A 26,193-nucleotide genomic window follows, 5' to 3' on the forward strand; every position below is an offset into this window, starting at 1 on the left:
TCACGTGATGCAAGCAATCCAGAACTCGTTCTGCAGCATACAATGGCGAGGAATTTGAGAGGTGTTACCGACATAGGCAACGACCAGCTTGAAGACCTCAATAAGCCTTCACTTCGATGATGCCCCGATGGATGCGCAAAACTCTATCGCTTCAGTCGATATCTTAAACGGATGAATTCCATCCTCGTCTTCAACCAGTACTCCGAATATTAGTTCACATTGATCGGAAAGTTTCTTCAGCTCTGCCTCCTTAGGCAGAAACTTGGTGGAAAGATTATCCAAGTGATTCTCGAATGATGCGCTTTCCTCGTCTGCCCAGGATGTAAAAGTCGTCCAGTTCTTCGCAGGGACTTGTCTTTGAGTCGGGCTCTTTGCGCCAAACCGGCCTTTTGAGTCGGCCTTAAGCCCAAGAACAGCTTCAACTTCGTTTGGGGACAGAGTCACTGGAGAGAGGAGAGTGAAACTTATCTCGATGTCATAGTCCATGAGCTCGCCGGTCATTTTTCAACCGTCGAATGTTCTGCGACCCAATCAGTCATCTACGATCTCCCCGGCAGAAGCACTCACAAGAATTCCGTTCTCGAACCAGACTTCAAGTGCAAGGTCTTCGAATTCATAGGGTGTTTGGATCGAACCATTTTCATACTCTACACTGTCACCTACTTCGTCCGGTTTTTTCTCGAGATGGGCGATCAACTCCCTTTCGGACATCCCAATCAGGTTTTTGTTTGTAAAAATAAAAAAGTCTTCACACTGTACCGCTTCGATTTTTCCATTTTCTGTCCAAACCGTTTTTTCCGGACCTCCCACTTCGTACATTCCCCAGCCTGTGACACTTGCGCCCTCTGGTCTAACCAATTTCAGATCCAAATAGGCTTCATACTCGACGACAGGCGTTCCAAACCTACATGGACCGACACCAGTCCCCGGTATCCAATCCCACCTACGTTCACTCATTTTGCTCCCTTACCTCTTTGGCTATGAGCTTCGCCTGATTTGGCTCTTTGCACCGCTTGTTCAACGCGTTCAATCTTCTTTTTCAGCTGTTTCTTTTCGCGTCGAGTTTTTACCTCAATAAGCCGTTTTCGAAGTTCCCTTACTTGAGTGTCCGATTTTTTGAATTCGCCTTCCGCCATCACCATGCTGTTCATTCTTACCATTGTCGGCAGATTTCTTACCACCTGTAGTTTCATTCCCTTTGTTAAACAGCTCCGACGCGGTTGCCGACGGGTTCATCAGATCCGACATAAAGCGCAGATAGGGCAGCGCCGAAGTCGCAGCCTCATTTGGCGTCGCCCCGCCATAAAATCCGCTTGGCTTGTCCGGATCGAGTGGCGTGACAAGCGGTAGTCCGCCGGGTATCGCCAGACCGGCAGAGTTTCCTGCGACCTGTATCTCGCCAGCGCTGTTGCCACCTCGCTCAACAAAATCGATACCGCTTAGAAGTTCATCGACGGGAATCGGACTACTCCCGTAACCACTTGCTGAGTGGTGAGCCAACCGGCCCTGTGCTCTTGCACGTCCTGTCCGCCCTTGCGGATATTGACCCGCGAAATCTGTTCGAAGATCTTTTCGCCGCACAGGATCATTGGCCTGTGCCAGGTCTGCGGAAGTCTCCCTTAAGGAAAACCCGAATCTGTTGAGCAGAATGTCCTGCTTTTCGACGCCGGATCGGAATTGCTCATGTCCACGCAGGCCTTCAACAAACTTCGGGTCGACCTTGCCAATCTCAGCAAGAATGTCGAAGGCTTTGCCGACTTCGGCCGGGTCCGAACTGTTCAGCGTGTTTTCCAGGGATTTCAAATAGACGTCCGGCAATACCCCTTTGTTGCGTAGCATTCCCAGGGCCAGGGCGTCTCGATCCGTTTTTCCATCATCCAGATAGGCAAATGCCCGGTCGGCAAGCTCCTGATTGCTGCTCTCATGCGTCGGCTCCGCTGCCGACGCCCCGAGCCAGCTGACCGCTTCCAAATCCCTTTCCTGCTGCCGGATTTGCTCCTGAAGATCGTCGAGCAAGCGCTTTTGCTGGTGTGCTTCCAGAAAACCGCTCTCATGTATCTCTTGAGGGTTCATTGCCAGAGGGTTCTCGGCAATCAAGGTCGCTATACGCTCTTCTTCCTGAACGGTGGCAACCGCCTGTTTCTTCTTCGCGTCTGCAAGCAGTCTGTTTTGCGTGTGCGGGGAAAGAAACTGGGCACGGCTCTCAAAAACCGACATCTCGCTGGAGACGGTCCTCGGTCCGGCACCTGCCGACCCTTTCCCTGACGTATCTGCACTGACACCGGCGTCGCGCCTGGATTTCAGTTTTGTCAGGCCATCGATCTGCTCCTGCACCGGGCGGCTCTTTGTCCAAGCCTCGGCCAGATTTTCCTTAATCCTATTCAAACCGCTGGTTTTCACGGTCGCCGGCAGAGGCATTGTCGTCAGGATGGCGTCCGCTCTTTCAATGGCCGCACTAATTACTTCGGGATCATCTTGAACCTCGGCGACAAGCCTGTCTTCGACTTCACCCATACCCCGCTGAAAGTACTTTTCGTTTTCAGCTGCTTCTACCGCGGCAAAACTGCTCGCATATCGCTCGCGGTTTGCTTCAATTTCCTGGTTGAAGCGAACCTTCGCTTCCTCACTAAGTTCTTTTTGAGCTTCCTCGCGCCCCTTTTCCAGATGGATAAGCATGGCCTCTGTCAGGCCAACGCCTCCTGGTCGCTCAATCAGCAGTTCCTGACCAAGGTTTCCTTTCAGGCGCCTGTTAACCTTCATGTCAGCTTTTTCGGCCTCAAATTCGTCAATCCGTTGCTGTCGCCTACGCGCAAGGTCCGCCAGCTTGCCGAACGTTCCAGCCGTATTTCCAATCTGCCGACCTAATCCTGCAACGGCTTCGCCAACTGCCGTATCTGCAACAACCTGTGGGCTGCCGACACCCGGCAGGCTCGTTGTGCCTTCAAATTTTTGTAGTCTTGCCATGTTTCAAGAACCATTTGTTCAAACTCATCAAATTCTGGGCTTAACCCTCGGAATGGCCGGTGTGCTCGCTTGCTGACCACCTCCATAGAAAGCACTTCCAAGCGTCGTAAAAGCACTGGTCGCACTGCCAATGATCGCGCTGGCAGCCCCGTATCGACCGGCGCGGCGACTGGAGTTCGCACGCTCGAGCGCGGTTTTGGCTTCGAAGTTGAGATTGTCCCGCTGACCGTCCACCCGGTAGCGGATCGCCTCAATGTTTTGGGCAGCTTCATAGTCGCTGTCGTTCTGCACATCGACAAGCGAACCTGTTTCGGACAGGCCTCGTTCGGCCCCAACCGCCCGGTTCTGCCCGATAATTCGTTGCTGCTGCTCCAGCGTGCGTTTTCGCTCAAACGAGCCTTGCGTCTGATTGACGACTTTCTGCCGCTCCGCCAATTCTGCGCGGCGTTCTTCGGCTTTCGCCTGAGCTTCCGCCTGCTGGCGGATGCCCTGGGCCTGCACGACACCGCCTGCAAGCGACCCTGCGACGGAAACTGCGGCTAATACTGCTGGATGACACATGTCTTATGGCTCCGCATCTGTTCCAAAATTGATTGTCAGGATGGTTGAAGGTTTGCCGCCACTGGCTTCAAACGCCAGTTGCCCGCCGTCCTCCCAGCGGGTCTCAACGGTTTGGTCAAGCGGTCCGGTGCGCAGCGGTGCCGGTTCACCGGCGATGTCTCCTGCACGGTAATAGATCAACTCATCCATATAGGTTTCGTCCGACCCTGCCTTGAGCGTTCCTGTCTCCAGAACTGCGATTGAGCAGCTGTCGACGCGCATTTTTCGGCCCATCAGCGCACCATCGCGTGCGCTCACCGGAAACGGCAATGTCCTGGCACGAGCGCTCACATTCAGCCCGACAAGGATCTTTTTCGCCAATTGTCCGTTTGGAAGGCTAACCTCTCCTCCGGTGACTATCGCGGCATAGTCCGTACCGTCGGCGTATATGATGACCTCCTCGCCTTCCAGGTAACCGAGACCTGAGACGGTATTGGCCGACGCTCCCTTATAAAGCGAAGCACAATCCAGATGCCAGGCATCTTCAATCTGTCCGCCTGCGAACGGACGCTGCATGATTTCGATGTAACGTTTGGTCTCACCGTTGATCGTCCTATTGACGATCATCCAGACTTCATCTGACTGATCTCCTGACAGATCCGCCATGCATTCCACGGCCCCGCCAAAGTCGTGGCGTTGCATGCCGAAGACCTGCTGTTGCCGCTCATAGGTGAAGCCGATGCCTGCACCGGTTTTGTCCCAAAGCCAGATGATGCTGTCCGGATATTGCTGATAACTGGCGCCGACAACCCCTTCTCGGAAGAGATGAGACTGCACTTCACTCAAGGACTGGGAAACACGTCCATCTGCACCGAAGTCGTAAGCCATCTCGCGCATGTCCGTGCCGTAGGGCCCGAAGTAAAGCAGCACGGAACCGATCTTGATCGGGCTCACGCGGTTGGTGCCGAAATTGGTTTCCGGCTTCTGATCCACATTTTCCGGGCCGTAGGCATCTTGCTCCGTAGCCTTGCCGAGTGCGCGGACCGCGCGTGTCGTGCCAACGATCAGGTCATTGTCATCGACGAGCCATTGAATGCGGTTGACCTGCCCGGACAGAATGCCGGCTGTGACCGCATCCGATGCCTGCAGGATGTGAGAAACCGAAAAATTGTTGAAGTCTTCTGTCTGGCTTTCCCAGACCTTCTGCGGTTCTTCCCGCGTTCCGGCAAAGGCAAGACGGCTTTTGTGCCACCCGATTGTCTCCGGCCAGCCGGTTGTATCCGACCATGCCCCCATGCGCCAAATGCTCTGCGCTTTTGTATCCTGCAGGGACTGGCCATAAAGCTTAACCTTGACCACCTTGTCCGAGGTCCGGCTCTCGATCTTGAACCAGCGCCAGAAACCGTCCGAACCGCGAAAACGGATGTGTCGCCCCACATCAGTTGTCTGGAAACCTGTGCCCCCATTGATCCCGGTTGTGTCCGACGCCGTCAGGTTGAAAGGGGCCTGTGTGTCACCGGACTGGTGCAGCACAAGCTGCCCAATCGCAGAGTCATCCGCCAGCGATCCGCCACCTTGCGTAAAGCTGAGCCGATAGTGGGTAAACGCTGTTTTGTTTGGAAACGAGTACTGACGCCATTCGCTGGAAGTCCAGGTGTCCTGTGCATCCTGCGTGTCCAGAATGGACCAGTTTGAACCGTCATTGGACGCTTCAATGTTCCATTGCCAGGGCATGTCGTCATTCTTGCTGTTGTCGCTCGGGGCTTGCAGCATGTAGGCATCAATCACCACCGCGCTCGGGAACCGGTACTGAACCCACCCGGTTCCGCTGGAGGACAGAACAACCTTGCCCTCGGACCGGTTGAACACCTGCCAGGCACTTGCGCTCCCGTTGGAGGAAGAGACGGTGCCACTCGGTGCGCTGTTGGACGTCATCACCGGCACCGGATTGCCGGTCCCGGAAGGTTTCAGGTTGGTGGGTGAAATGTTCACGTCCAGAAAGGGACCGTCCTTGAACTCCATCGGCTCGATGGTCCAGTTCACCTCCCCCCTGCGTTGCAGGGCCTGTGGAGGAAGATTGCCCCCCGTAATGAACAGCGTATCGGTGGACTGCACGAACTTGAGTTCCGGCAGAACATCAATTTCGTAGGGTGTCTCGACATCCACAATCCCGACCCTGCCCTCACGGGTGTACACCCGGAAGTATCTGTCACCGAATTCCAGCATGTAATATTGGCCATTGCCGAACTCGAACGGGATCAACCACCCGCCTTTGCTGCTGTCCTTCAGCTCAGCGATAAATTTCGTGCCGCCCCTGCGTCGAAGGCCGCCACGTTTCAGCGTGATGAAATTACGGCATTCCGCCAGGGAGGACCTGAACATTTCCAGGTCCGATCGATAAACCAGCTCGGGGTCCAGTTCCCCCCGGCTGAAGGTTGCTTGAAGGTGATAGCTCATCGGTCCGTAATGATGTCCAGGTCAATCATGGGTAGGGGTGTGCCTTGCTGGGCATCGCTGCCACCGGCTTGCTCAAATGCGTCATTTGCCGCCTGGCGCAACGCTTCGGCACGGCTGTTCTTGCCTGTAATCACATGCGCGCACCCTGCTGCCAGGAAGAGCGAAAATCCGTGCACGAAAAGAGGTGAGAACTCGGTTTCCCGGGTGACACGCCTGAGATAGCGAAATGGAAACGGCGGTGCGTAGTCGGTCAGAAGATGCTGCCCGGCAATCTCAAAGGAAATGACATTCCCGTCCGGGTTTCCATTCACCGTCTGCAATGGAATGCGCAGGCAGTCAGATGGCTTCCTGTATCGATAGGCCCAACGGAATGGCGGCTTGGCACTTTCCGCCGGCAACTTCGCCAGGGCGATCGCAAAATCCCAGTCATGCATCGCCAGATAGGCGTCGCGGTGGGCGGCGTAGTGGTTTTTGAACCAGCGGGAAGCAACGGAAGAAAAATCGAAATCGCGGATCGGCGCTTCCTTCAAATGGGCAAGCGCAAGGTTCGCCATTTCCACGGAGGTATGGACGGTGCCGGACATATAAATTCTGCTTTCTTGGATTGGTATGTTCAGGCGAACGGAAACCGGGTCGCCTCCGGGAAATCAGCGCCGCCTTTCTCTAGGCAGCCGGTGGAATCGTCAATTCCGCTTCATAAATTTCAAGGGCACGAACGGCTTCTTCCTTGTTGCTGGCTTCCGCCCCTGCATAGTCTGCTGCCATCGCTTGCTGGGTCTTCCAATGCTCCTTCCGCCATCCTTCCGGTAATGGTCTGTTCGCGGTTGGAATGCGCGATGCCTTCTGCTTCTTGTTCCAGTCGGCCGAAATCACATTAGCCATGTTTTCCTTCCGCTGGTCCGCCCAGCTCTTCTCCCTGCCGAACCGCTCGTGAAAGTCACTCTCGTGGCTCTCCTCCAATCGCTGCAAATGCCTGAGGCGGCGCATGATGATTTCATCCATTTCAAAACCCTTTCTGCAAAGAAAAAAGGCGGCTCAAGCCGCCCTTAAGTTTCTGATGATTTTCGCTTTTCTGAGACTACCGCGCAGCGGTTTTCCGGGATCGGCAAGCCGCTGGCTTGACTGTCAAGCGACACGCCCCTTCACACCGTTGGCCGGACGTCCGGTTTCGGCTTCGGTACCGGCGCTTGTGCTGTCGTTGGCGCTTGCAGCGGCGCAGTCGGCTTCTTCGGGATATCCACCCGAGGACCTGCGGCGGCTGCCGGAGCGGTTTGCCCGGCCTTCATCCGCTCTGCCTTAAGCTGCTTCTGTTTCAGCTTGATGGCCGCCCCGCGCACATTCACCTGGTAGCTGTCGCTCAGCCGGTGGCGCTGGCCCGCCTCATCGTCATAGGCAAGCGTCATGCGCGGGCCATAGCCGTCTTCGTCCATCCAGCCCTGTTCCCAGTCCCCACCGGTCTTGTCGTTCGGTGTCAGGTACCATTTCTTCGCCCGGATCCCCTGGTGGGAAAGCGCGGCGTTCACATCCTCGTCCACATAGCTGTAGCCGATCTCCTCGATGTTCGGGTAAACCCGCTCCATCGGGTATTTCATCATCAGGCCGTCCGCATCCTCCGCATAATCCGACAGCGCCCACCTGCGGCTGAACCGCCTGGCTGCCAGCAGTTCAGCGGCTTGTTCGCGGCCGTTCATCTCCAGGTAGCCTTGCTCGAACTCCTCCCAGAGCTCGTCCTGGCCCTGTTGCTCTTCTTCCGGCGTGCGGCCGATCTTGCGGAAAGTCCTGTAAGACGTCTTGCGCAAAAACCTGTCACTGTCGGCTTCCAGACCAGAAGCGGTCGCCCGGTCCGGTATCTGTCCTGCCGCAGCAGGTGCCGTTTCCGGCCCGGACGCTGGGTCAAGGCCCGGCTCGAGGGCTGGCTCAAGGCCCAACTCGAGGGAAGACGGCAGGATCTGCTGCGCACCGGGCAGTGTCGGCACACCGGACATCGGCGCTGTGCCACCCCCCGGCAAAGCCGTTTCCGGCGACAGCTGATCTGCCTTTGGCACCGGAGCACTCAGCGGTGCTTCTTCTTCCGCCAACGGTTTGCCGGAAGTGACCTGCGCAGTCGCTCTTGCCTGAACCGCTGTTGTCAAAGCATCCGCCACCTGTTCCTGTGTCGCTCCCGCCTTGAGGGCGTCCCCGGCCGCGTCCCCGCCGATTTCGACGAGCTCGCGCAGGTCGCCAAGAGCCTTGGCCTGTTCCTCCTCACCGGTGCTGGTGCTGAACACCCAGTCAATTGCACCGCCAACAGCCCCGGTCAGCGCGTCGCGCCCTTCCACATAGGTCTCAAAGGCAGCCGTGCCTTCGACGGCATCGGCGATCCCGGCCAGCTGCTGGATGGTCTCGTTGTCCGGATAGGCCGCCCCATAGAGCTGGGTCACCGCGACGATGTCGTCAACATTGCCCAGAACGTCCCAGGCCTTCTTCAACCAGCCTGCAACGGGAATGGCGGTTATCGCCGCATCGGCCCCGACCTCGGCCAACAAGTCCTTGAACTCGTCCTCGCCAAATTCAATGCCCAGCTCGCGCGCAGCCTGGTCAAACGGAATGTTCCGTTCCGCAGCCCGCGCCTGCACCATGGAGAACACCGGCACCGCCGCAATTCCGAGCAATGCCACCTGTGCGCCATTGCGGGCCAGGTTCATGAACCGCCGGCCGATACTCGGGCCTTCCGTGAGTGAGCCTTTGGCCTTGCCGTTGATGCCGGCGTTCGGCTCAAGCTGACCGCCAGATAGCCCGTCGAGCGGCGCGCCGGAGGAAGAAAACGGCACCCCCGCCCCCGGATCAACCGGAGCTCTGCCCAACTGTCCGTCGGCCTGACCGCTGAAGCCCCTGATGTCACTGCGTCGTCTGGGGTCCGTTTCCGCCCGGCGCGCACGCTCGATTACGGCGTCCTCATAAGTATCTGGAAGGCGATAGCTTTCCCGCTCCAGTTCATGCGTTGCGATACCACGATCCTTGGAAAGGTCGAACTTGCCTTTGTGGATCGCCTGGAGCAGGGACTGCAGCCTTTCCGGATTGTGGGGCACATCCGGATGGGTGGCCAGCCAGGTCAGGGCCGATCGCGTGCTCAGCCGGTCGAATTGCAGACCATACAAAGGGTGAGCGGGATCATCCACTTGATGATTGAGAAGCTCAAGATCGCGGCTGATAACCTCAAAGGTAAACCGATCCTTGTTCTGCAGCATGAACTTTCGGATCGACATGTCCGATAGCTCCTTGCCACCGCGAGACGTACCACGCTTTCCAAGATCATAGATCTTGTACTCTTCCGAAGTGACACGCTCTTTCATCTCGATCAGGCGACCGTTCACTCTTTGTTCTTCACGCCAAGCTTGGAAACGAAGGCCGTTCTTGGAATCCCATTCGTTGGCTGCAATCAGCTCCGCACGAAGGTCATCACTAAAGAAAAAATATTCTCCCCGCTTGTGAAGCGCTGACAGTCCATCAACTCCGGTTCGTCGCATGATCGTAAGGAGTTGAGACGCGTCAATGATTATGACTTTGTCCATCATCACGTCTCCTTCGGAAACGCGACAATCCAGGAGAACTCCTCTCTCACAAACTGCTCCGCTTCGGGGGAGCGCAAAGACGGCAGGTCCCCGTTGACAACGTCAATAGCCAATCTCTTACCTGCGCTGAAGGTAGAGGCGCCCAAAGCGACGTTTAGTTTCATGGCATACCAGCGCCTGAAAGCATCAACTTTCAAGTTATCTTCAACCGGACACAACTCCCAGAAACCCTCATCCTCTCGACCAAAATCAGGATTGTCGTCCAGAAATTTCACAAATTTGGCTGATTTTCTTAGCGCCTCATGGATCTCATCGTGCTGGAAGAGCTCTTCCGCGAAACGCACCTCCTGTTCGAACGTTAGCTCGGTTGCTTCCCCCCAACCATATTCGCCAAAAAACATTTGGCCTTCCTCGGTCGCTTCAAATGCTTCCAGCTCTTCCCGCCAGCCGGTAATATCGTCAAAATCTGCCATTCGCCCTGTCCTGAATTCCTTAGTCAAGATGTTCATGAATTGTTCCAACAATCAATCCTTGCGTGCACAAGTGCAACGCGAAAGTTCATTACTCGCTATGTGGACCGCGTGCTCAGACGGTCGAATTGCAGACCATACAAAGGGTGAGCGGGATCATCCACTTGATGATTGAGAAGCTCAAGATCGCGGCTGATAACCTCAAAGGTAAACCGATCCTTGTTCTGCAGCATGAACTTTCGGATGGACATATCCGATAGCTCACTGCCACCGCGAGACGTTCCGCGCTTACCAAGGTCGTAAGTCTGGTACTCTTCCGGCGCGACAGGTTCATCGACCTCAATCAGGCGCCCGTTCACTCTTTGTTCACTAAGCCAATTTTGGAAGCGACGTCCGTTCTTTGATTTCCATTCCTTACCGATTTCCAATTCCATTTGAAGATCAACGCTAAAGAAAAAATAGTCTCCTCGCTTGTGAAGAGCATCTAGTCCATCCACTCCGGTTTTCGCAATGATTGTCAGGATCTGCGATGCGTCCACAATGACAACACGGTCCATTATACCTCTTCCTCCGGGAATCTCAGGAAACTCCCATATTCTGCTTTCGCATGGGCTTTGGTTTCTGGAGAGTGCAAAGATGCCAGATCACCGTTCGCGACATCCACCGCTAAACCGAATCCAGCCGTAAATGTCGATGGGCCATACGGAATACCAGTCTTCATGGCATACCAGCGTTCAAAGGCGGCCGTCGTCTTGTTGGCTTCCCAAGGACACAAGATCGAGAAGTTTTCGTCATCCCTGCCGAAATCGGGATTTTCATCAAGAAACTTCACCCACTTGGCGGACTTCTTCAACGCCTCATGGATCTCGTCGTGCCGAAAGAGCTCTTCCGCAAAACGCACCTCCTGCTCAAAAGTAAGCGTGGTTGCGTTCCGCCAACCGTATTTGCCAAAAAAATTTCGTCCTTCTTCGGTCGCCTCAAACGCTTCCAGCTCTTCCCGCCAACCAGTGATATCGTCAAAATTTGCCATTCACTCTGTCCTGAATTTCCCACCCAAAATGTTCATGAATTGTTCTGAAAATCAAGCGCTGCCCACCCGCCCAGAACCATCGTTGTAAAGGAAATAGTCTCCACGCCCGTGAAGTGCAGACAGTCCCTCAACTCCGGTTCGCCGTATAATCGTGAGAATTTGTGACGCGTCGATAACTACCACTCGTTCCATTACGGCATCTCCGGCGTGAAGGTAACAAAACGCGAGAATTCCTCTCTCACATACTGTTCCGCTTCGGGAGAGCGCAAGGACGGTAGATCGCCGTTCGCAACGTCGATGGCCAGCCTGTTACCTGCACTGAAAGTCGACCAGCCAGGGGCAATGTTCAGCTTCATGGCGTACCAGCGTGTGAAGGTATTCTTGGTCGCAATCGCGTCCCATGGGCACCAAGCTGAGAAGTTTTCGTCTTCCCGGCCGAAATCAGGGTTGTCATCCAGAAACTTCACCCATTTGGCTGATTTTTTCAGCGCCTCATGAATCTCTTCATGCCGGAAGAGCTCTTCCGCATAACGAACCTCCTGCTCAAAAGTCAGCTTGGTTGCCTTCGCCTTACCGTGTTTACCAAAAAAGGCTCGGCCTTCCTCAGTCGCCTCAAACGCTTCCAGCTCTTCCCGCCAACCAGTGATATCGTCAAAATCTGCCATCTACCTGACCTCAAACTGTTTTCCGCATAATGTTCGCCAAATGTTCCAGACGCAACCCTGGATAGGCATCACATGTGCTCAATTGCGATTTACGGGACAAGTTCAAGCTCTGCCGGAGAATGGCTACACCTACTCACGGTATCGGTATGAGGCTTGTTTTAGCCCGGTTTTGACGAAGCGTCGAGCGCACCCAAGTGTCTGAAACCCTTGTTCAGACACGAGCTTTCGAAAGTCGTTTTATGATCAAGCGCTTTTGCCTGTTCCAGGTTAAGCGCTTGATCGTCACTTTGTTTGACCTCGTGTCCCCTCCCCGTCTGAGAGTGGACCGAGGCGCCTGCGAACACACGCAGTTCGGGAGCACCCTGTCCCGCGGCATCCCCAGCTGAGTGACGCCCGGTTTTACGTCCGGATTTGCGTCAAAACGATAAGCCGGAGTGCCGCAGGTGAACCAACGCTCCCGTGAAGCGCTTTAGATATTCACCTTCAGGCAGGCGAGCTTGACGTTCTTGCGCGTGTATTTGCGATCCCAGTTGGCTGCGTTACGCAGCTCCGCAAGAGATGCACCCTGGGCTTTTGCGAGCGAAGACGCGGTAAAGTCCATGCCTGCCGGGTGGATCATTTCGAACCGGCGGGTGGTCAGGTAATCCGCGCCGCCACCGTCGCCGATATCCGGGTCGCGGGTGATTTCCGTGCCTTCGTTGCCGTAGATGGTTTCCCGGTTCGGAACGTCGTCAATGTGCATGAACGCGCCGGGGGCAAACAGGAAGCAGGAATATTCGTCCGAATTGGTGCCTGTCGTTACCGGCATCATTTCCGAATGCACCACCATCATACCGGCGTAGTAAGGCACCTCGAACGGAGCTTCCGACGGCTTCTTGAACTCGATCTTTTCATCGTCCAGAAGCGTGCCATAGACGAAGCTGTGCATGGCGATCACCCGCAGGTCATCCAGGTTTTCGCCCATGGTCAGCCGTGCCCGGTTGATCGCCTGATAGCTGATCCGGTTGGCCGCAGTCGGCGAGCCGACATCGGAATAGATAGAATAGACCATGTCGCCGGCATCATTGGCCACATTATCGGCGATCACGCCTTCGGCAGTGGCGATGATACGCTCTTCCTTGCGCCGGCCCCAATAGGCACCGATGCGCTCGGCCACCCGGTTCATGGCACTGTCGCCACGCCCGGTCGCCGCATAGCTCGCCACCGTCTTGGCGCCGTATTTCTTGGCCAGGCGATGCTTGTAGGCCTTCATGTCGCTGGCGGTAATCTTGCTGGTGGTGATCTTGTTGTCGCTGTCATCGATCACCGTCGGCTCCGCATCGTCCAGATCCTCCCAGTAAGGCACTTCGATCTGATTGCCCCCGGCCTTGAAGCGCTTGGCGATGTCCGGGGCGGGCGCGGCCAGAATGCCAGACTTTTCCAGCATGACCAGTTTCGCCGGCTTGTTCTCCGCCATGTAAGGGGTGAAAACGCGCGGCACGACGATGTCTGAAATTTGAGACGTCATTGATTGTCCTGTTTTTGGAGTTTTTTCAAAAAAAATCCGGCTGCAAACGCGCCGGAGCAGCGGACGGATCGTCCGTTTTCGGTCGGCATGCACCACTGGAGGGGCCTGCCGGAATGAGTTTTTCCCGAGGGAAATCCAGGCTTGATCGTCGATCAAACTATTGAATGTAATCGGCACAGAGAATTAGCGAGAGAACGCAGGCGTGCGTCGCTCAGCCATCCTTGTTCCCGGGGGGCTGCCCAAACGGTTCAGATCATATGATTTTGGAATGGCTTGTAGTCTCTGAAGCAAAGACCGGTCACGACGGGGCCATGCCCGCTCGAGCGTCAGTTCAATTCATCAATTGCAACTGGCGCAGTAGTTGCTATGCAGCCTTCGCGAACCCGAACATCCCGGGGTCGCGGCCAGCCGCAACAATCATTTGCTTCGCCTGCGCTGGATTTTGCTCCAGCATTTCGGCCTGCTGTTTGAGATTGGGATTGGTTAAATCAAACGGATTCACGTCTTCTTTGATGCTTCGCCGATGTCGGACCCGATTGTTTTGCCTGGCACTTGGCGCCGAAGGCACAAGCGGTTCTTTGATGGGTAAATCGCTGTCTTTCAAGACAGGTTTTTCAAGACCCAGAAACTCTCTGGCGCGTTGACGGCCTGCCTCCGAGTTCCCATACCCCGCAACCGCAGGCCCCACCTTGCCGAGTTCTCCAAGTTGCTGCAAAAACTGATCGGTATCTTCCTGTCCTTGGGAGATGCCAACTCGCGAACGGTTGTATATCAACGCCCCTTCGATCAGCTTGCGCGCCTCCCGGTAATCATCGCCCTTTCGCCCCCAGGCTCGGAGAGCTTCTTGCAACTTTTCGTCAGCAACGCCCTCCTGCCCATATTTATTCAAAAGGTGCTTCTGTATTTGATTGATTTCTTCGACAATTTGCTTTTCGGATGCTCTAGGGTCCAATGACTTCTCTCCTGATTTCAATTGTTTAGTTCGCCTAGCGACTTAAGCACTGAATCAGACGCTCTACTTTTCCACCGGACAGATGAACCGGCAGCGTGAGATATCACCTGTTTCAGTGAATGCGGGTGGTCGAGCCTTCAGGCCTGGGAACCTGGAGAGTGAATGCCTTCCGGGCCAGGGCCTCTTGCATCAACCAGGTACAAAAAGTGTGAAGACTTGCAGAGACAGGCCGCCTGGGAAGAAATGACATTTGCCCGACTTTTCAAAGTCGGCCTCGCCCGTTAGGCCGTTCAGAACACAGACAGTGTCCGCATTGTGCGAATTTGGAAACAAGTCAAGGTTCCCGCAATTTCCCGCGAGGTCACGCCAGACTGTCAATCCCTAGATGGACATTTGAAAATGCGGATGGGTTCAGTTTTGAGAGACCGGGTGCTCGAACGAAACAGAGGCAGGGCGCATGAAAATGAGCGCATGTTTTCGAAGACATGCAATTTGCTCATCTGAACCAGGTTGAGATCCCGAATAAACGATCATCGTATTCATTTGCTCGCCATTTTCCCAACCGTAGAACTCGAAGACGGACGTACAGCTTTCGTCAAACATGCGTTTGCGATAAGAGAATTCAGCCTTCGCAAAATCCTTCATTGGCGGCCCAAGCTCAGTGACGGTAGCGCTACCCATTGGGATTTGCATCAACGCGTAGATTCCACTTCCCAGATTATGAATAAATCCACCCTTGGGATCCAAAATTTCTGATACATCCCCATCGGCTGAAAAATCCTGATACTCGGTGTTTATGAAATCAGGAGCCAGAACCGTAATCGTGCCAGGATTTTGATACGCGCTCGGATTTACTGGCAGACTGTAATACTCGGTTCTACCATAAGGGGAATGCGTGACCTTGTATTCCTGAACCGCTGGAAAACGTGCAGAGTTTTCAGCAATTTCGCTCTCAGAGAAACCCAAATATGCAATGCGGATGTCTTTCCCGAGCCGAACCTTGGATGCTTCTGGATCATACGTCCCACTGATGTAAGACTTGATTTCTTCATTCAAAACCGATGGCTGCTCGGATAGGGGAATAGGCTGTTCTGCCTGCGCGACAGAATTCGACAAAATCCCGAGCCAACAGGAACCCGAAATTACCAAAAAGTTTCGCTTCAAAGATCCAAATGACACCGTGTAACCCTTGGCTGTGCGTGAACAAACTCAACAGACTTTCCAATTGCTGATCAGCAGCATATGTTCAACTTTTGTTCCTATCAATCACTAATTGCATATTTCCCGAAAGCCTTTGCTATCATTTCACATTTAGCACCTGAACAGATTCGGACCCGGCTCGCGGCAACATACGATGTTCCAGCCCGTGCCACATTTCACTCCTGAAGCTCGGACTGTTCCTTCAATCTTGGGCTATCACTTTCGATGAGGTTGGCACTGCCGCCTGCGGCAAGCCAAAGAATTGGCCCACGTCAGCTGATACCAAACAGTTTCGGATCCCGGTCGGCGGCCAAAATCATGCGCTTCGCCATGACAGGATTACGCTCCAGAATTTCTGCCTGCAGCTCGAGCCTGGGCCGAGCGGGATCGAAGGGGTTGGCATTTTTCCAAGCATAGGAGGCAGGCGTGGTTCGACTGTCGCCATTCTTCGTCTTAATGGCCGAACCGTTACTGGGCACTTGCCTCAGGGGCCTCCCCTGAGGCCCCGTAGGCCGTGAGAGTGGAACTGGCAACTCGGATTTCTGACGACGAGGGTACGGAGTTCCTGATGCGTGACCGAGAGGCACTGCCTTCCCGGAATACGGATGTCCGGCGCGTGTAAATTCACCTCCAGGAAGAAGACCACCGCCACTTTTCTGGTGGCCAGCGATTTCTTTGATAGGCGTCCCGCGAGCTAGAGCCCCATAAAATTTGTCGACGATAGGGTCACTGCTGGAAACAGACAACTCTTCGAAAGGAAACAACTCAAGAGACATTTCGGGATCGAGCTTGACGCGTCCCGACTCATAAATTTTTGACCCCATACGAATGTTCGGAGGGTTTCTTGGATTGTTCCACCAATCACCAGTGTCGTCTAAGTTCAGCCCCTTTCCATGCTTTTTCCACCCATTGTACAAGCCACCACCCGCCACGGCCGTTTCTTCATCAACGCCAGCAGCCCGAAGCGAAAGGCCAAAGTGAAACGAAGCAATGTCTCGAAACTCTTCAACAAACTCACTGCCCGCACCGCTCTTCGTCCCGTTGTAACTTCTTTGAAGGTCTTCCGGGCCTCGAGCTCTGAACGCTCGAATTATCTCTGCATACTTGTCAGGATCAATTTTCCAAAGGCCTCGAATGGACCGCCCATAGGTAATCGAATTTTCCACGAAGTAACTTGCAGGAGCGACATAAGGCGCCTTTGTTCTTGGGTTGATTATGAAGTTTCCATTCGAGTCAACAAGATGTTTGGCAAGTACATTCCTACCCTTTTGATCCTTGACATAAAAAGTTGAATTACTCATTTAACACCACGCCCTAACAACGACAAAATCCGTTCTTACCCTGCGTAAATTCAATTCACATTTTCCATTAACCAAGTGAGAATATTCACTCAGCTCAATTACTTTTTTAATTTCCGTCAGATCATCGGAAACCGTATTTACAAGAACGGTCTCATAGTTATGAGTGAATAATGGGTAATCTCCCCACCACATCACTTTTGCGATGGGAGACCCGTCACCAATCAACTTACTAACCCTAAGATAATCTATTAATGTTACTTGAAACGAAATAGAATAGAAAGAAACAAACAAGCAAAGAAATAGAACCAGCGACAGGCCCCACTTTCGCTTGAAAAGCAACACAAGCGCCAAAACAACTACAGACAGAGCAGAGATCAAAAACAATGGAAGCGCAGGAAAAATATAGTAATCATAGAAATTCAGATAATTTAAAATGGAAAAATACACAAACAAAAGAGAAAAAACAATGAAATATAGAAATTCAATACGAATTGTCTTGTTCATCGTTTCTGAATTCCTTTCCTAATGTTGCCCCTGCGAGAGCTACCCGAGGCTATCGGGCGTATTGCCGTTCTTGGATCACTCACATCAAGATTTGCAGTTCTAGAGGTTACAATCGCGACTATTCTTGCAGCTCCTTCTCAGATCAGCCCTATTTTCCGAACAAAAACATCGCCTCACCTTTCATGATGCTCACCCTCTGGAATCTCGCAGAAATCCTCTTCATAGGCTCCGTGTGCTCTTTGAAGTCTTGGTTGCCGTTCACGAACGGATCGGCGCCACAGCCGCATGTACTTTAAGGTCCAAACATTTCGGAATCCCGCCCCCAGTCATGATCATTTGCCAAGCCTGTGCCGGGTTTTGTTCCAGTAGCTCGGACTGTTCCTTCAGGTTGAGGCTGTCGCTTGCGAAGGGGTTGGCACTGCTTCCGCCATCGGTCAGCCCGAAATCTTTGGCCTAGGTCCGCCGATACCAAACAGTTTCGGTTCCCGGTCGGCGGCCAAAATCATGTACTTCTCCATGACAGGATTACGCTCCAGCATTTCTGCCTGCAGCTCGAGCCAGGGCTGAGCGGGATCGAAGGGATTGGCATTTTTCCTAGCATCGGAGGCAGGCGTGGTTCGACTGTCGCCACTCTTCACCTCAATGGCCGATCCGTTACTGGGCACTTGCCTCAGAGGCCTCCCCTGAGGCCCCGTAGGCCGCGAGAGTGGAACTGGCAACTCGGATTTCTGACGACGAGGCTACGGAGTTCCTGACCTGCACCCCTGAAATTCTCATTCTCGATTTTACTATACCTGCCATATGTATCAAAAACTGTTTCGCGATCCATTACTTCAATCTCAATTCAATGATCTTGTTTTCATAGTGAAATTTCAAGAGTTCAGTGTCACCCGGATCAAAACAACGCGTTTCGGTATCGATTTCTGACAAGAAGTAACCTGGAAATCTTAGCGACTCGCATTGCTTGTTCTCATAATAATAAACCATCACGACTGAACCTGAAGAAACATCAAACTCCACATCACAAGGAAACTTTGAATATTTGCGCGTTTCAGTACTTGGGATTTCTGCCATCCCAAAGAGACATAATTTGCTCCAATCCGAAGAAACTTTTTCACCTACACTGTATTGCTCAACTTCCAAATCAACATAAGTGCTGGAACTGTCTGGCAGGTAAATGAAAAGTAGAAACAAGAACAAAAGCAGAGAGAAAAAGACTGATATTCTGTAATCAAAAAAACTCACTGTACGGCCCCTGCGCAAAAGAAACACCGAACGTCGCCCCGTGAGTTAGCTCCCCAATGCCCGCGTTCCCCAATATTGATTGGGAATTTCAGCGCCGCTACACGTGTGAAGTGCCTTTTACTATCGTACATTATTCATTCCTTGCTCAAATCTCGTCAGTCCATCCGCTTTTTTCGCAATACCATTCAGGTTTTCGATTGGTTCCTGACACCAAACCAATTCTGCTGAGACAAAGGCCGTGTTTGGAGGAAACCCTTAGGAAGTAGCGAATAGGCGGAAGCTCCGGAAATGGAGAAAGTCAGTCGAACAAACTCGGCGCCCATTCTTGCTTGGCCGAAAACTCCAGATCCTGGTCCTTGTTGCAGTTCCTCATTTCAACGAAAAAGGCGTCATACAACCGCGAAATCCCTTCAGGTCGCGAGCCTTGAAAGCTTATCTTCATCTGCTCTGAAAGAGTTTCCAAGACAGTACCGGGTTCACAAGTCTTAGCCCCTCTTGCATCCCCTTTGGCTAAAGACGTGGAGTGGTCACCAGAGGCACGGGCACCAAGGAGAACGGCTAAGATCAGGCCCGGAATTGCAGCAGTCTTCACAAACTTTCTCCGAAAGCATTCGTAATCCCTATAACATGTTCACCATTCGCTCCAGAGCAATCTACAATTGCGATTCACCGGAGGAAACAACCATTTTTGCACATTTAAACCCTGAACAGTTTCGGATCCCGTTTCTCAGCCAAGATCATGCGCTTCGCCATGACTGGATTGCGTTCAATCATTTCGGCCTGAAGTTTGAGGTTGGGTTTTTCAAGGTTGAAAGGATTGCCACGCAAAGAGTTTGCGCTACCTGCCGAAGAACCTTTGATGCTCCTTCCTATGCTGGGCGCAAGAACAGGAGCCAAGTCAAACTCCTTTACCTGTTCCTCAGGTGAGAATGACGGTTGCAAAATGTCATTCGCGCCAGGCATCAACGGTTTGTTGGATAGGGGGTATTCGGACCGGTACTTCCGGTTGGGTTTTGACCGGGGAGAAGGAACTCTCCGATACTGTTGCGCCTCTGATTCTTGCAGGGTGTTCGGTACCTTACGAGTCGCTTGCTGCTTGTCATCAGCGGCACCTCCGGCTTTTTTGTCTGCGGGATCATCAGAAGAATACCGCCCGAAGGAAGGCACATAGCTCTCCGGAATAATGCTCTGATAGACTTCCACCGGTAACGTTGCGTACCGCCCCGGCTTCCCTTGAACCGCCCGGTAATAGTCCGAAATCATGGAAGCCTGTGCTTCAATTGCCATCTCGTCGAAGGGAATACCTTTACGAACCTCATCTGAGTACTGGTAATTGTTACTTAGCGGCGGCATGAGCTTTTCGCTCCCCTTGGACCAAGCCAAGTGCCTTCCAAATGTCTGTTCCTGAACAAGATGCGCTCCTTCATGGATGAACCATTCGGGAGCGGTCTGGCTGAAGTCATCCGAATAGGCAAGTTTGCCGACCTTAATATTATTGTTGCTCACCAAACCGAACTCGGACAGCATGTACCAGTTCCCGCGTTCTATCGTCGTTTGATAAAAGTAATCGCGTTCTCCGTAGATTTCCGTAAGTAGATCTATTTCGCCCTGCGTCAGATATCTTTTTCACTCATTTATATTTGCTCTTTCTTTTATTCGACAGGCTTGTTCAAAAAACTCCAAGTACGGTCTGAAACTCTCGTCTTTGCTGTACTCATCTAGGCTCTTGACGTAACCTTTACTGAAAGCCATTTCGGCACAATCCGCTTGTATATCTTCTGAATAACACTTTGCGATTTCGTCCAAGGGCCCTTTCCCAAACAAATCTCTGGTTTCCGGGTTTTCCTGCATGCCCACGAAGAACGACGCAAACTCTTCCTCGAATTCAGCCGTTCTTTGAAACGAGTGAATGATAAGAAACGAAACGAGCTTCAAGTATTGAAGCCCCTCGCTCGGCTCGAAGTCCTTGTCCGCATTCCAAATAACCGTTTCGGCGAACAGCCAGAACACTGGCCTGTTTTCCGGGTCAATGGTCGAGGTCCACTCCCGGTAGCTTGGGCAGTGTTCTTTCTCTTCTTCCTCCGAACCTTGAACGCTCGACACAGCGCCCAACAGGACCGCAAGCGCTATACAACCAGCTTTTGCCAATCTCATTTTTCTAATCCTGTGTTTTTCAAACCGGGCTCAACCCGATGCCGGCTATGTTCTTGATCGCATCCATCAATTTCAACTTAAAATTGTCATTAGTGAGAAACATGAACCAGAGCACTCATTCAGAGTAAGACTTTAACTTGCGATGAGGTTGGCGCCGCTGCCATTGGTCAGACGGAAATCTGGTATACGTCAGGCAAGACAAAACAGTTTCGGATCCCGTTTCTCAGCCAAGACCATGCGCTTCGCCATGACTGGATTGCGTTCAATCATTTCGGCCTGGAGTTTGAGGTTGGTTTTTTCAAAGTTGAATGGGTTTGCTTCGCGCGGAATTTCTGACGCCCTTTGATCAGGCTTCATTCGTGGAGTTGGAATTCGAATGCCCCCACTTCCATTCTTGGCATTTTTCGAGCGTGATCCATTGACGCCTGACGGTAGCGGCTTACGCGAAGGGGCGGGTGCACGTTCCACACCTTCCGCGGCAATGGATGGTTCAGTCTCGCTGTTCAAATCCAGAAGCGCGACGTCGTAGATACTTTGATCACGCGGCCCCACATGGTTCTCGCGGCCTCCAGCAAGATTTTTCTGAAACTCCAGTTTGGATTCAGTCCGGTCCCGGTAGTCATTGAAACTCAATGGTTTCCGTTCAGTGTGGTCAATGAGCTTTGCCCGCATAGGGTTTTGAGGAGCTCTTACCCCTTTTTCCGCCGGGATTGGCGGGGCTACCATGTCTAAGCCGTCGGGCGCCTTGAAGACGTGATGGAGATCATCGATTGAAGGTTTGTCGATTTCACTCGAAGGCGCAAATTTGATTGCAGGCGCAGCAGCCAAAGGACGCATGCTCAGGTCTGTCCCGTGAACGTGCGAGTGGTACTTGCCAGTTCCAGTGACCAGGTACGGGTCTTGTGCGATTTGCCAAACCCAACCATCCGGGCCCCTTGCATTGTCGCCACTATAGGCGGGATGAGGATTTGCGTAGTGAAGACTTGGACCGACAATACTGACTTGGCCGGAAGCCCGCTCGGCGATTGTTTCGCGAACCAGCCGGTCAATTTCCCCGCCGGCCTTCGGTGCATTTTGAACTCTACCGTATGGGTTAAGTTCAACACGCCTTTTCAGTTTAGAGTTGTGGTGGGATTTTGGTCCGTTTATCTTGGTGAAGGCATTTTGCCGATTGACGACATCCGTGACAGTTTCAGGAAAAGGACCATAAGCAACTCGGTTCAAAATCGTATCGACAATCGCTGCGACTCCCGTTTTCAGGACATCGCCTTGCCAGTTTGCGCCAACTTCCGTTTCAACAACACGAGCAATATGGTCAATGTCAGTCTCATTCAGAAAGATGCTCTCTGCATCTCTTTGTTTCATAACGGTTTATTCCAATTTTTCAGTAAAGGTTGCTGCGGAAGAAGAATGTAAGAACATTCTCTATGCAAACGAAGACAACACGCTCGTGCTTTTCTTTCACAATGACAGCGACCGCCCCAATTTCACGATGGTCCGTGATGGCGACGGTCAAATCTGTGAAGGTATTATCTCTTTTGGTGCAGGCGGAGTTAGTTTCTACTGCTCTCCAGAAGTAAACGGCATCATGCGGTCTGCTTGGGGTATCGACGGCGTCGATCCGGACAAAACCTTCCATTTCATGGACGAGCTCGTCACCGAACAATGCGCTCGCTAGCGGGTCAATGGTGCCGTCAGAGCCGCCAATTTCATTATTGTTTCCGGCGGCATTGCAATGCATTTGGATTCCTCAAGAGCAGCGTAGACGAGTTGGTGCTGTTCACTTTCGTCAAGTCGAATACTCAAAGGTGCTTCTTTGCTAAAATTTCTGGTTGGTGTGATTGTTGGAGCTTCAATCTCAACGGCTGCGGCGCAGGTTTACGTTACCTGCGGTCAGGGGCAGCTCAAGGGCTATACTGTTCAGGATTACGATCGAAACCAGGTATGCCGAGATCCAATGGTCTACAATAATTTCAGAGGTCCCGAAAGTTACATCGTGTGCTAACTGAATCCCCGGTTTTCCTTATTTAAGAAAGCTATAGCGTTTCGGGAAACCGTTAAAACGATCAGCATCACATAACGCGTTGAAATCTTTGATTTCAGGCAGCGTTAGGTGTTTCAAATTTTACCGACAACGCTTTAGCAGTTCGCTTTCATTGCGCGGTAAAAGTTTCCCCTTTAAACCCTGAACAACTTCGGATCCCGCCCCGCCGCCATGATCATCTACCGTGCACGCGCCGGGTTTCGTTCCAGAAGCTCGGACTGTTCTTTCAGGTTGAGGCTGTCGCTTGCGAAGGGGTTGGCACCGCTGCCGCCGTCGGTCAGCCCGGAAAGGCCATCCTCGGCAAAGGAGCTGTCGTGGATGAAAGCCAGTAGCTTGACTGCAACCGGATCGGATACCTGTTGCAAACCATTCGCGTCGGCACGTGAAAGCGCCCCCTTGTCGGCAAACCATCAGGTATCGCCCAGTCCAGACGCTTTCAGACGAGTGAGTAACCGGGTGGCGTCACCTAACAAATTCCGCCGTGTCCCACTCTCCGCAAATCTCCATCAGAATATCGAACTCTCTTATCCCCCCTGATCCAGGTCCGTCAGTTGTAGTTTCTGTCACTTGGAGCAAAGACAATTGCCCGAAAAATAAACAACATCTGTCTTTCTCAAAGAGTAATAATCATCCACTACAGAACAACAATTCATCCAGAAATAACAACAAATAGAACATACTAGTGCCTGCTAATTATCATCTTTCGGTAAGCTCGTTCGATCCAGTCCTCTCACACCAATCCAGAAATAATTGTATTGATCTTGATAAATACTCATGTTTCGCCAAACTTCCAAAGCTCGGGATATATCCTTTACGATACGCCATATTCGCACAATCTTCGTCAGTTTCCTCTAAAATGCACTCCGACAATTCAGACAATATTTCTTCACTAAACCGGTCTTGTATCGCCTTACTTGAGGATAGAGCCATAAAAAAATCTCTTAGATAAGCTACATATTCGTGACGCTGGAAAGTATGAACAGTTAACAACCAAGAAACTCGCATAAGTTCATCGTCCTCAAAGGCGGCACGGTTTGACTCTGCAAGTACTCTATTCAGGTTTCTCTCACCCATATAGAAGAACATGGGCCGCGTCTGAGGATCGAGCGTTGACCCCCATTCCCTATCGTTTGGGCAAAGACGGACATCTTCAGATTCCGAGCTTTCAACACCTGGCACCCCAGCTGCCAGAAGTCCAATAGCGACACAGCCTGTCTTCATCAGCTTCATAAAAATCATTGATCCTCGATCTGGAACTGAGCGAACATTCTCATGATACACCTGAACGCTTGCAGCTTGTTCATGATACGCTCCAATAATCAACTTTGAATTGAACTAAACCTGAACCACCCCTGAAGGAAGCTCTGGGAGGGGCTGAATAAAACGCATAAGCATCATCCGGCGAACCTGCCTATAGCCGAAACAATTTCGGATCCCACCCGGCGGCCCCGGTCATCTGTTATGCGCATTCCGGTCTCCTCACCAGAGTCAAGGACCTTTTCATGTTGAGGCTGTCACTTGCGGAGGAATTGGCCTCGGTACTATTAATCTGACAGAAAGCTGGCCTTGGTCAGGCAAGTCCAAACAATTTCGGATCCCGTCCCTCGGCCAAAATCATACGCCGCGCCATGACCGGATTCCTCTCAATCATTTCGGCCTGCTGTTTGAGGTCGGGCTTTTCAAGGTTGAAAGGGTTTGCGTTAGGCGAAACATGTTTTTGCGGTTTGCGTTTAGGCGTTGGGAAAACCTTGCCCGGTCTAGCTCGAGGCACAGGTCTGCTAACGTCACCGCTGTTTAGAGTAACTTTCGGTGATTTAGCTATGTCTGGCTTGCTACTCGGAACAGCTGTTTCCCCGTCTCTGAGATACTTACCGTAAATTGAAGCTCTCTCTCGCCAATGATCTTTGGTAGCATCTGAGGCCTGAGGCTTTTTCCTTTGCATTCCGGTCACACTTTCAGCAACGCCCTCCAACAGTCCTTTTTCCAAAGGGCTGAATACATAGTCAAAAAACTCGGGGCCTTCGCCATAGTACAACGCAACCGCCTCGTCGAATGTAATACCCAATGATTGAACCATCCTCTCAATTGTTACATGATTTAGATTTGTATCACTGGGAAGAATTTGATCGATAAGTAGTTCTTTCAGATCTCCTTCAAGTTTTTCGGAGATTTTATTTTTCGTTTTATCGCCAACCATGTTTTTAGGTTTCCTTAATTCTATCATTTTTTGAGTATGAGAGTGCACTTTATAATCTAAATAACTTCGGATCCCGCCCGGCAGCCATGATCATCTGACGCGCCCGTGCCGGGTTTCGCTCCAGAAGCTCGGACTGTTCTTTCAGGTTGAGGCTGTCGCTTGCGAAGGGGTTGGCGCCGCTGCCGCTATCGGTCAGACCAGCTAGGCCATCCTCGGCAAAGGAGCTGTCGTGGATGAAAGCCAGCAGTTTGACTGCCACCGGATCGGCCACCTGTTGCAGACCATTCGCGTCGGCGCGCGAAAGCGCCCCCTTGTCGGCAAACCAGCCGGTGATGTCGAGCCCGGTCGCCTTCAGGTGGGTTAAAGCCCGGTCGGCCTTGGCGACCGCATTCTGATAGGCATCGCTTTCCGGCTCACCATATTCCCGGATCAGGTCCCGGTGCGCGGCTTCCGCCACTTGAGCCTGCTGCTGCGCGGCGCTGTTGGCAGCGTCCTCCTGGGCACCGAAATGCTCAGCCATTTTGCCGACCCACTTGTCATGCAGTTTTTGCGCCGCTTCCGGGTGCAGGCCTGCCTCCTTGAACCAGCCGCTTGCTTCTGCGGCAAAGGCCTGGTCATAGGGAAAGTTCTCCGGCAGCGCCTCCGGCATGTTGAACTGGTAGCCGTCTTTTGGCGTCCAGCTTTTCGAAATGTCTTGGTAAAAGGCTGATTTTTCGTCGGCACTGGAGCCCTCATCGGGCACTATCACCGCGCTGGTCATCTGGTGCTGCAGCGCTTGATAACTCTCAAGCACACTGCCCGCATCCTGCCAGCCGTTTTGTGTGGCAAGTGCCTTATGGTCGTCATTCAGGCCCGACAGAAAGTCGTTCCCATCTGCCATAGGCTCCATGCCGTCATCACTGATGCCGAACTGGTCGTCCATCATCAAAAGTCCTCTTCGTGTTCAAAGTCGGGAAGGGTTTCCAAACGGGCCGCGGCCTGCAGGGCGGCATGTTCTTCCGGTGGAATGCGGATCATCGACAGAATCCGCGCATATAGCGCCTTGCGGCCGTCCAGATAGCCGCTTTCCCGTGGCCCCAGGTCCACCGGGGGGGCCTGATAGATCCCGCATTCCGCTGCCAGATCCGCCAGCACGGTTTCGCCGTCCGGGCACAAAAAAACGGACCGATAGGCCCGTTCCAGTTCACTTGCTCTGCTACGGCGGCTTGGCGCCCGCCGTCGGAGACAATTCCACATTTGTTTCTCCAGGGCCTGATGGAGCCGGAAAGCCGTTGATCGGTTATCTGGCCTAAACATCAGGAAATCGTTTGTTTTCAAGGGGCGTGCCTGCCCCGAGGCGAAGCAGGCAACGGTATTGAAACGCTGCTCGAACACGCCTAGATTGAATTCACCTCAAACATTTTCTTGAGCGA

At 52.7% G+C, this 26,193-nt stretch carries 29 protein-coding genes; all 29 read right to left on the reverse strand.

What is annotated here, in order from left to right:
• Positions 1-108: 108 nt before the first annotated feature.
• The 29 genes from ABLO27_RS17550 to ABLO27_RS17690 all read right to left on the reverse strand — a co-directional run bounded on the left by ABLO27_RS17550 (position 109) and on the right by ABLO27_RS17690 (position 26,017).
• Positions 109-486 carry a DUF4279 domain-containing protein gene (locus ABLO27_RS17550; RefSeq protein WP_353034285.1) on the reverse strand — a complete coding sequence of 126 codons (378 nt, stop codon included), beginning with the start codon at positions 484-486 and terminating at the stop codon, positions 109-111.
• Between the two features lie 45 nt (positions 487-531).
• A complete protein-coding gene (locus tag ABLO27_RS17555; protein ID WP_353034286.1) occupies positions 532-957 on the reverse strand; it encodes a hypothetical protein in 426 nt (141 codons plus the stop codon).
• A 114-nt stretch (positions 958-1,071) separates the two neighbouring features.
• Positions 1,072-2,964 carry a hypothetical protein gene (locus ABLO27_RS17560; protein ID WP_353034288.1) on the reverse strand — a complete coding sequence of 631 codons (1,893 nt, stop codon included), beginning with the start codon at positions 2,962-2,964 and terminating at the stop codon, positions 1,072-1,074.
• 27 nt (positions 2,965-2,991) lie between these two features.
• Positions 2,992-3,525, reverse strand: a complete 534-nt coding sequence (locus ABLO27_RS17565; protein WP_353034289.1) for a virion core protein, T7 gp14 family — start codon at positions 3,523-3,525, stop codon at positions 2,992-2,994.
• Positions 3,526-3,528: 3 nt separating this feature from the next.
• The gene (locus ABLO27_RS17570; protein WP_353034291.1) at positions 3,529-5,961 is read right to left on the reverse strand and encodes a hypothetical protein; all 2,433 of its coding nucleotides are present in this window, start codon (positions 5,959-5,961) and stop codon (positions 3,529-3,531) included.
• Positions 5,958-6,545 carry a hypothetical protein gene (locus ABLO27_RS17575; RefSeq protein ID WP_353034293.1) on the reverse strand — a complete coding sequence of 196 codons (588 nt, stop codon included), beginning with the start codon at positions 6,543-6,545 and terminating at the stop codon, positions 5,958-5,960. Before ABLO27_RS17575 ends, ABLO27_RS17570 begins: the two co-directional genes overlap by 4 nt.
• 79 nt (positions 6,546-6,624) lie before the next feature.
• Entirely contained in the window at positions 6,625-6,963 is a 339-nt protein-coding gene (locus tag ABLO27_RS17580) for a hypothetical protein (protein ID WP_353034294.1), read from the reverse strand.
• Positions 6,964-7,103: 140 nt separating this feature from the next.
• Positions 7,104-9,515 carry a hypothetical protein gene (locus ABLO27_RS17585; protein WP_353034295.1) on the reverse strand — a complete coding sequence of 804 codons (2,412 nt, stop codon included), beginning with the start codon at positions 9,513-9,515 and terminating at the stop codon, positions 7,104-7,106.
• Complete coding sequence (locus tag ABLO27_RS17590) at positions 9,515-9,985, reverse strand: hypothetical protein (protein ID WP_353034296.1); 471 nt, start codon at positions 9,983-9,985, stop codon at positions 9,515-9,517. Before ABLO27_RS17590 ends, ABLO27_RS17585 begins: the two co-directional genes overlap by 1 nt.
• Positions 9,986-10,080: 95 nt before the next feature.
• On the reverse strand, positions 10,081-10,539 hold the full coding sequence (locus ABLO27_RS17595; RefSeq protein ID WP_353034297.1) for a hypothetical protein: 459 nt from the start codon (positions 10,537-10,539) through the stop codon (positions 10,081-10,083).
• Entirely contained in the window at positions 10,539-11,012 is a 474-nt protein-coding gene (locus ABLO27_RS17600) for a hypothetical protein (protein ID WP_353034298.1), read from the reverse strand. Before ABLO27_RS17600 ends, ABLO27_RS17595 begins: the two co-directional genes overlap by 1 nt.
• 191 nt (positions 11,013-11,203) lie before the next feature.
• A complete protein-coding gene (locus ABLO27_RS17605; RefSeq protein WP_353034299.1) occupies positions 11,204-11,677 on the reverse strand; it encodes a hypothetical protein in 474 nt (157 codons plus the stop codon).
• A 469-nt stretch (positions 11,678-12,146) separates the two neighbouring features.
• The gene (locus ABLO27_RS17610) at positions 12,147-13,184 is read right to left on the reverse strand and encodes a hypothetical protein (protein WP_353034301.1); all 1,038 of its coding nucleotides are present in this window, start codon (positions 13,182-13,184) and stop codon (positions 12,147-12,149) included.
• Positions 13,185-13,548: 364 nt separating this feature from the next.
• The gene (locus tag ABLO27_RS17615; RefSeq protein ID WP_353034302.1) at positions 13,549-14,136 is read right to left on the reverse strand and encodes a hypothetical protein; all 588 of its coding nucleotides are present in this window, start codon (positions 14,134-14,136) and stop codon (positions 13,549-13,551) included.
• A 411-nt stretch (positions 14,137-14,547) separates the two neighbouring features.
• Entirely contained in the window at positions 14,548-15,315 is a 768-nt protein-coding gene (locus ABLO27_RS17620) for a hypothetical protein (RefSeq protein WP_353034303.1), read from the reverse strand.
• A 293-nt stretch (positions 15,316-15,608) separates the two neighbouring features.
• Positions 15,609-16,637, reverse strand: coding sequence for a hypothetical protein (locus ABLO27_RS17625; protein ID WP_353034304.1), 1,029 nt, complete (start codon positions 16,635-16,637; stop codon positions 15,609-15,611).
• Positions 16,638-17,141, reverse strand: coding sequence for a hypothetical protein (locus tag ABLO27_RS17630; RefSeq protein ID WP_353034305.1), 504 nt, complete (start codon positions 17,139-17,141; stop codon positions 16,638-16,640).
• A gap of 434 nt (positions 17,142-17,575) precedes the next feature.
• Positions 17,576-17,806: a hypothetical protein gene (locus tag ABLO27_RS17635; protein ID WP_353034306.1), complete on the reverse strand. Its 231-nt coding sequence runs from the start codon at positions 17,804-17,806 to the stop codon at positions 17,576-17,578.
• Positions 17,807-17,969: 163 nt separating this feature from the next.
• A complete protein-coding gene (locus tag ABLO27_RS17640) occupies positions 17,970-18,386 on the reverse strand; it encodes a hypothetical protein (protein ID WP_353034308.1) in 417 nt (138 codons plus the stop codon).
• A 298-nt stretch (positions 18,387-18,684) separates the two neighbouring features.
• Positions 18,685-18,978: a hypothetical protein gene (locus ABLO27_RS17645; protein WP_353034309.1), complete on the reverse strand. Its 294-nt coding sequence runs from the start codon at positions 18,976-18,978 to the stop codon at positions 18,685-18,687.
• A 104-nt stretch (positions 18,979-19,082) separates the two neighbouring features.
• A complete protein-coding gene (locus ABLO27_RS17650) occupies positions 19,083-19,913 on the reverse strand; it encodes a hypothetical protein (RefSeq protein WP_353034310.1) in 831 nt (276 codons plus the stop codon).
• Positions 19,914-20,012: 99 nt separating this feature from the next.
• Positions 20,013-20,540 (reverse strand): hypothetical protein, encoded by a 528-nt coding sequence (locus ABLO27_RS17655; RefSeq protein WP_353034312.1) that lies wholly within the window; start codon positions 20,538-20,540, stop codon positions 20,013-20,015.
• A 189-nt stretch (positions 20,541-20,729) separates the two neighbouring features.
• Positions 20,730-21,905: a cell wall hydrolase gene (locus ABLO27_RS17660; protein ID WP_353034313.1), complete on the reverse strand. Its 1,176-nt coding sequence runs from the start codon at positions 21,903-21,905 to the stop codon at positions 20,730-20,732.
• A gap of 19 nt (positions 21,906-21,924) precedes the next feature.
• The gene (locus ABLO27_RS17665) at positions 21,925-22,281 is read right to left on the reverse strand and encodes a hypothetical protein (protein ID WP_353034314.1); all 357 of its coding nucleotides are present in this window, start codon (positions 22,279-22,281) and stop codon (positions 21,925-21,927) included.
• 482 nt (positions 22,282-22,763) lie between these two features.
• On the reverse strand, positions 22,764-22,949 hold the full coding sequence (locus tag ABLO27_RS17670; protein ID WP_353034315.1) for a hypothetical protein: 186 nt from the start codon (positions 22,947-22,949) through the stop codon (positions 22,764-22,766).
• A gap of 331 nt (positions 22,950-23,280) precedes the next feature.
• Entirely contained in the window at positions 23,281-23,823 is a 543-nt protein-coding gene (locus ABLO27_RS17675; protein WP_353034316.1) for a hypothetical protein, read from the reverse strand.
• A gap of 331 nt (positions 23,824-24,154) precedes the next feature.
• On the reverse strand, positions 24,155-24,781 hold the full coding sequence (locus ABLO27_RS17680) for a hypothetical protein (protein ID WP_353034318.1): 627 nt from the start codon (positions 24,779-24,781) through the stop codon (positions 24,155-24,157).
• A 49-nt stretch (positions 24,782-24,830) separates the two neighbouring features.
• The gene (locus tag ABLO27_RS17685) at positions 24,831-25,706 is read right to left on the reverse strand and encodes a hypothetical protein (protein ID WP_353034319.1); all 876 of its coding nucleotides are present in this window, start codon (positions 25,704-25,706) and stop codon (positions 24,831-24,833) included.
• The gene (locus tag ABLO27_RS17690; protein WP_353034320.1) at positions 25,706-26,017 is read right to left on the reverse strand and encodes a hypothetical protein; all 312 of its coding nucleotides are present in this window, start codon (positions 26,015-26,017) and stop codon (positions 25,706-25,708) included. The genes ABLO27_RS17685 and ABLO27_RS17690 overlap by 1 nt, the downstream gene beginning before the upstream one ends.
• Between the last annotated feature and the right edge of the window lie 176 nt (positions 26,018-26,193).

The sequence above is a fragment of the Roseibium sp. SCP15 genome (genome assembly GCF_040329435.1).
Taxonomy (GTDB): Bacteria; Pseudomonadota; Alphaproteobacteria; order Rhizobiales; family Stappiaceae; genus Roseibium.

What these genes read in the sequence shown, in the direction of transcription:
- ABLO27_RS17690 (WP_353034320.1), bottom strand. Translation starts at nt 26,017, where the DNA reads ATGTGGAATTGTCTCCGACGGCGGGCGCCAAGCCGCCGTAGCAGAGCA.
- ABLO27_RS17650 (WP_353034310.1), bottom strand. Translation starts at nt 19,913, where the DNA reads ATGCTGTCCGAGTTCGGTTTGGTGAGCAACAATAATATTAAGGTCGGC.
- ABLO27_RS17675 (WP_353034316.1), bottom strand. Translation starts at nt 23,823, where the DNA reads ATGATTTTTATGAAGCTGATGAAGACAGGCTGTGTCGCTATTGGACTT.
- ABLO27_RS17575 (WP_353034293.1), bottom strand. Translation starts at nt 6,545, where the DNA reads ATGTCCGGCACCGTCCATACCTCCGTGGAAATGGCGAACCTTGCGCTT.
- ABLO27_RS17610 (WP_353034301.1), bottom strand. Translation starts at nt 13,184, where the DNA reads ATGACGTCTCAAATTTCAGACATCGTCGTGCCGCGCGTTTTCACCCCT.
- ABLO27_RS17555 (WP_353034286.1), bottom strand. Translation starts at nt 957, where the DNA reads ATGAGTGAACGTAGGTGGGATTGGATACCGGGGACTGGTGTCGGTCCA.
- ABLO27_RS17680 (WP_353034318.1), bottom strand. Translation starts at nt 24,781, where the DNA reads ATGGTTGGCGATAAAACGAAAAATAAAATCTCCGAAAAACTTGAAGGA.
- ABLO27_RS17560 (WP_353034288.1), bottom strand. Translation starts at nt 2,964, where the DNA reads ATGGCAAGACTACAAAAATTTGAAGGCACAACGAGCCTGCCGGGTGTC.
- ABLO27_RS17550 (WP_353034285.1), bottom strand. Translation starts at nt 486, where the DNA reads ATGGACTATGACATCGAGATAAGTTTCACTCTCCTCTCTCCAGTGACT.
- ABLO27_RS17565 (WP_353034289.1), bottom strand. Translation starts at nt 3,525, where the DNA reads ATGTGTCATCCAGCAGTATTAGCCGCAGTTTCCGTCGCAGGGTCGCTT.
- ABLO27_RS17600 (WP_353034298.1), bottom strand. Translation starts at nt 11,012, where the DNA reads ATGGCAAATTTTGACGATATCACTGGTTGGCGGGAAGAGCTGGAAGCG.
- ABLO27_RS17630 (WP_353034305.1), bottom strand. Translation starts at nt 17,141, where the DNA reads ATGAACAAGACAATTCGTATTGAATTTCTATATTTCATTGTTTTTTCT.
- ABLO27_RS17655 (WP_353034312.1), bottom strand. Translation starts at nt 20,540, where the DNA reads ATGAGATTGGCAAAAGCTGGTTGTATAGCGCTTGCGGTCCTGTTGGGC.
- ABLO27_RS17580 (WP_353034294.1), bottom strand. Translation starts at nt 6,963, where the DNA reads ATGGATGAAATCATCATGCGCCGCCTCAGGCATTTGCAGCGATTGGAG.
- ABLO27_RS17595 (WP_353034297.1), bottom strand. Translation starts at nt 10,539, where the DNA reads ATGGACCGTGTTGTCATTGTGGACGCATCGCAGATCCTGACAATCATT.
- ABLO27_RS17625 (WP_353034304.1), bottom strand. Translation starts at nt 16,637, where the DNA reads ATGAGTAATTCAACTTTTTATGTCAAGGATCAAAAGGGTAGGAATGTA.
- ABLO27_RS17570 (WP_353034291.1), bottom strand. Translation starts at nt 5,961, where the DNA reads ATGAGCTATCACCTTCAAGCAACCTTCAGCCGGGGGGAACTGGACCCC.
- ABLO27_RS17585 (WP_353034295.1), bottom strand. Translation starts at nt 9,515, where the DNA reads ATGATGGACAAAGTCATAATCATTGACGCGTCTCAACTCCTTACGATC.
- ABLO27_RS17590 (WP_353034296.1), bottom strand. Translation starts at nt 9,985, where the DNA reads ATGGCAGATTTTGACGATATTACCGGCTGGCGGGAAGAGCTGGAAGCA.
- ABLO27_RS17685 (WP_353034319.1), bottom strand. Translation starts at nt 25,706, where the DNA reads ATGATGGACGACCAGTTCGGCATCAGTGATGACGGCATGGAGCCTATG.
- ABLO27_RS17660 (WP_353034313.1), bottom strand. Translation starts at nt 21,905, where the DNA reads ATGAAACAAAGAGATGCAGAGAGCATCTTTCTGAATGAGACTGACATT.
- ABLO27_RS17605 (WP_353034299.1), bottom strand. Translation starts at nt 11,677, where the DNA reads ATGGCAGATTTTGACGATATCACTGGTTGGCGGGAAGAGCTGGAAGCG.
- ABLO27_RS17665 (WP_353034314.1), bottom strand. Translation starts at nt 22,281, where the DNA reads ATGCATTGCAATGCCGCCGGAAACAATAATGAAATTGGCGGCTCTGAC.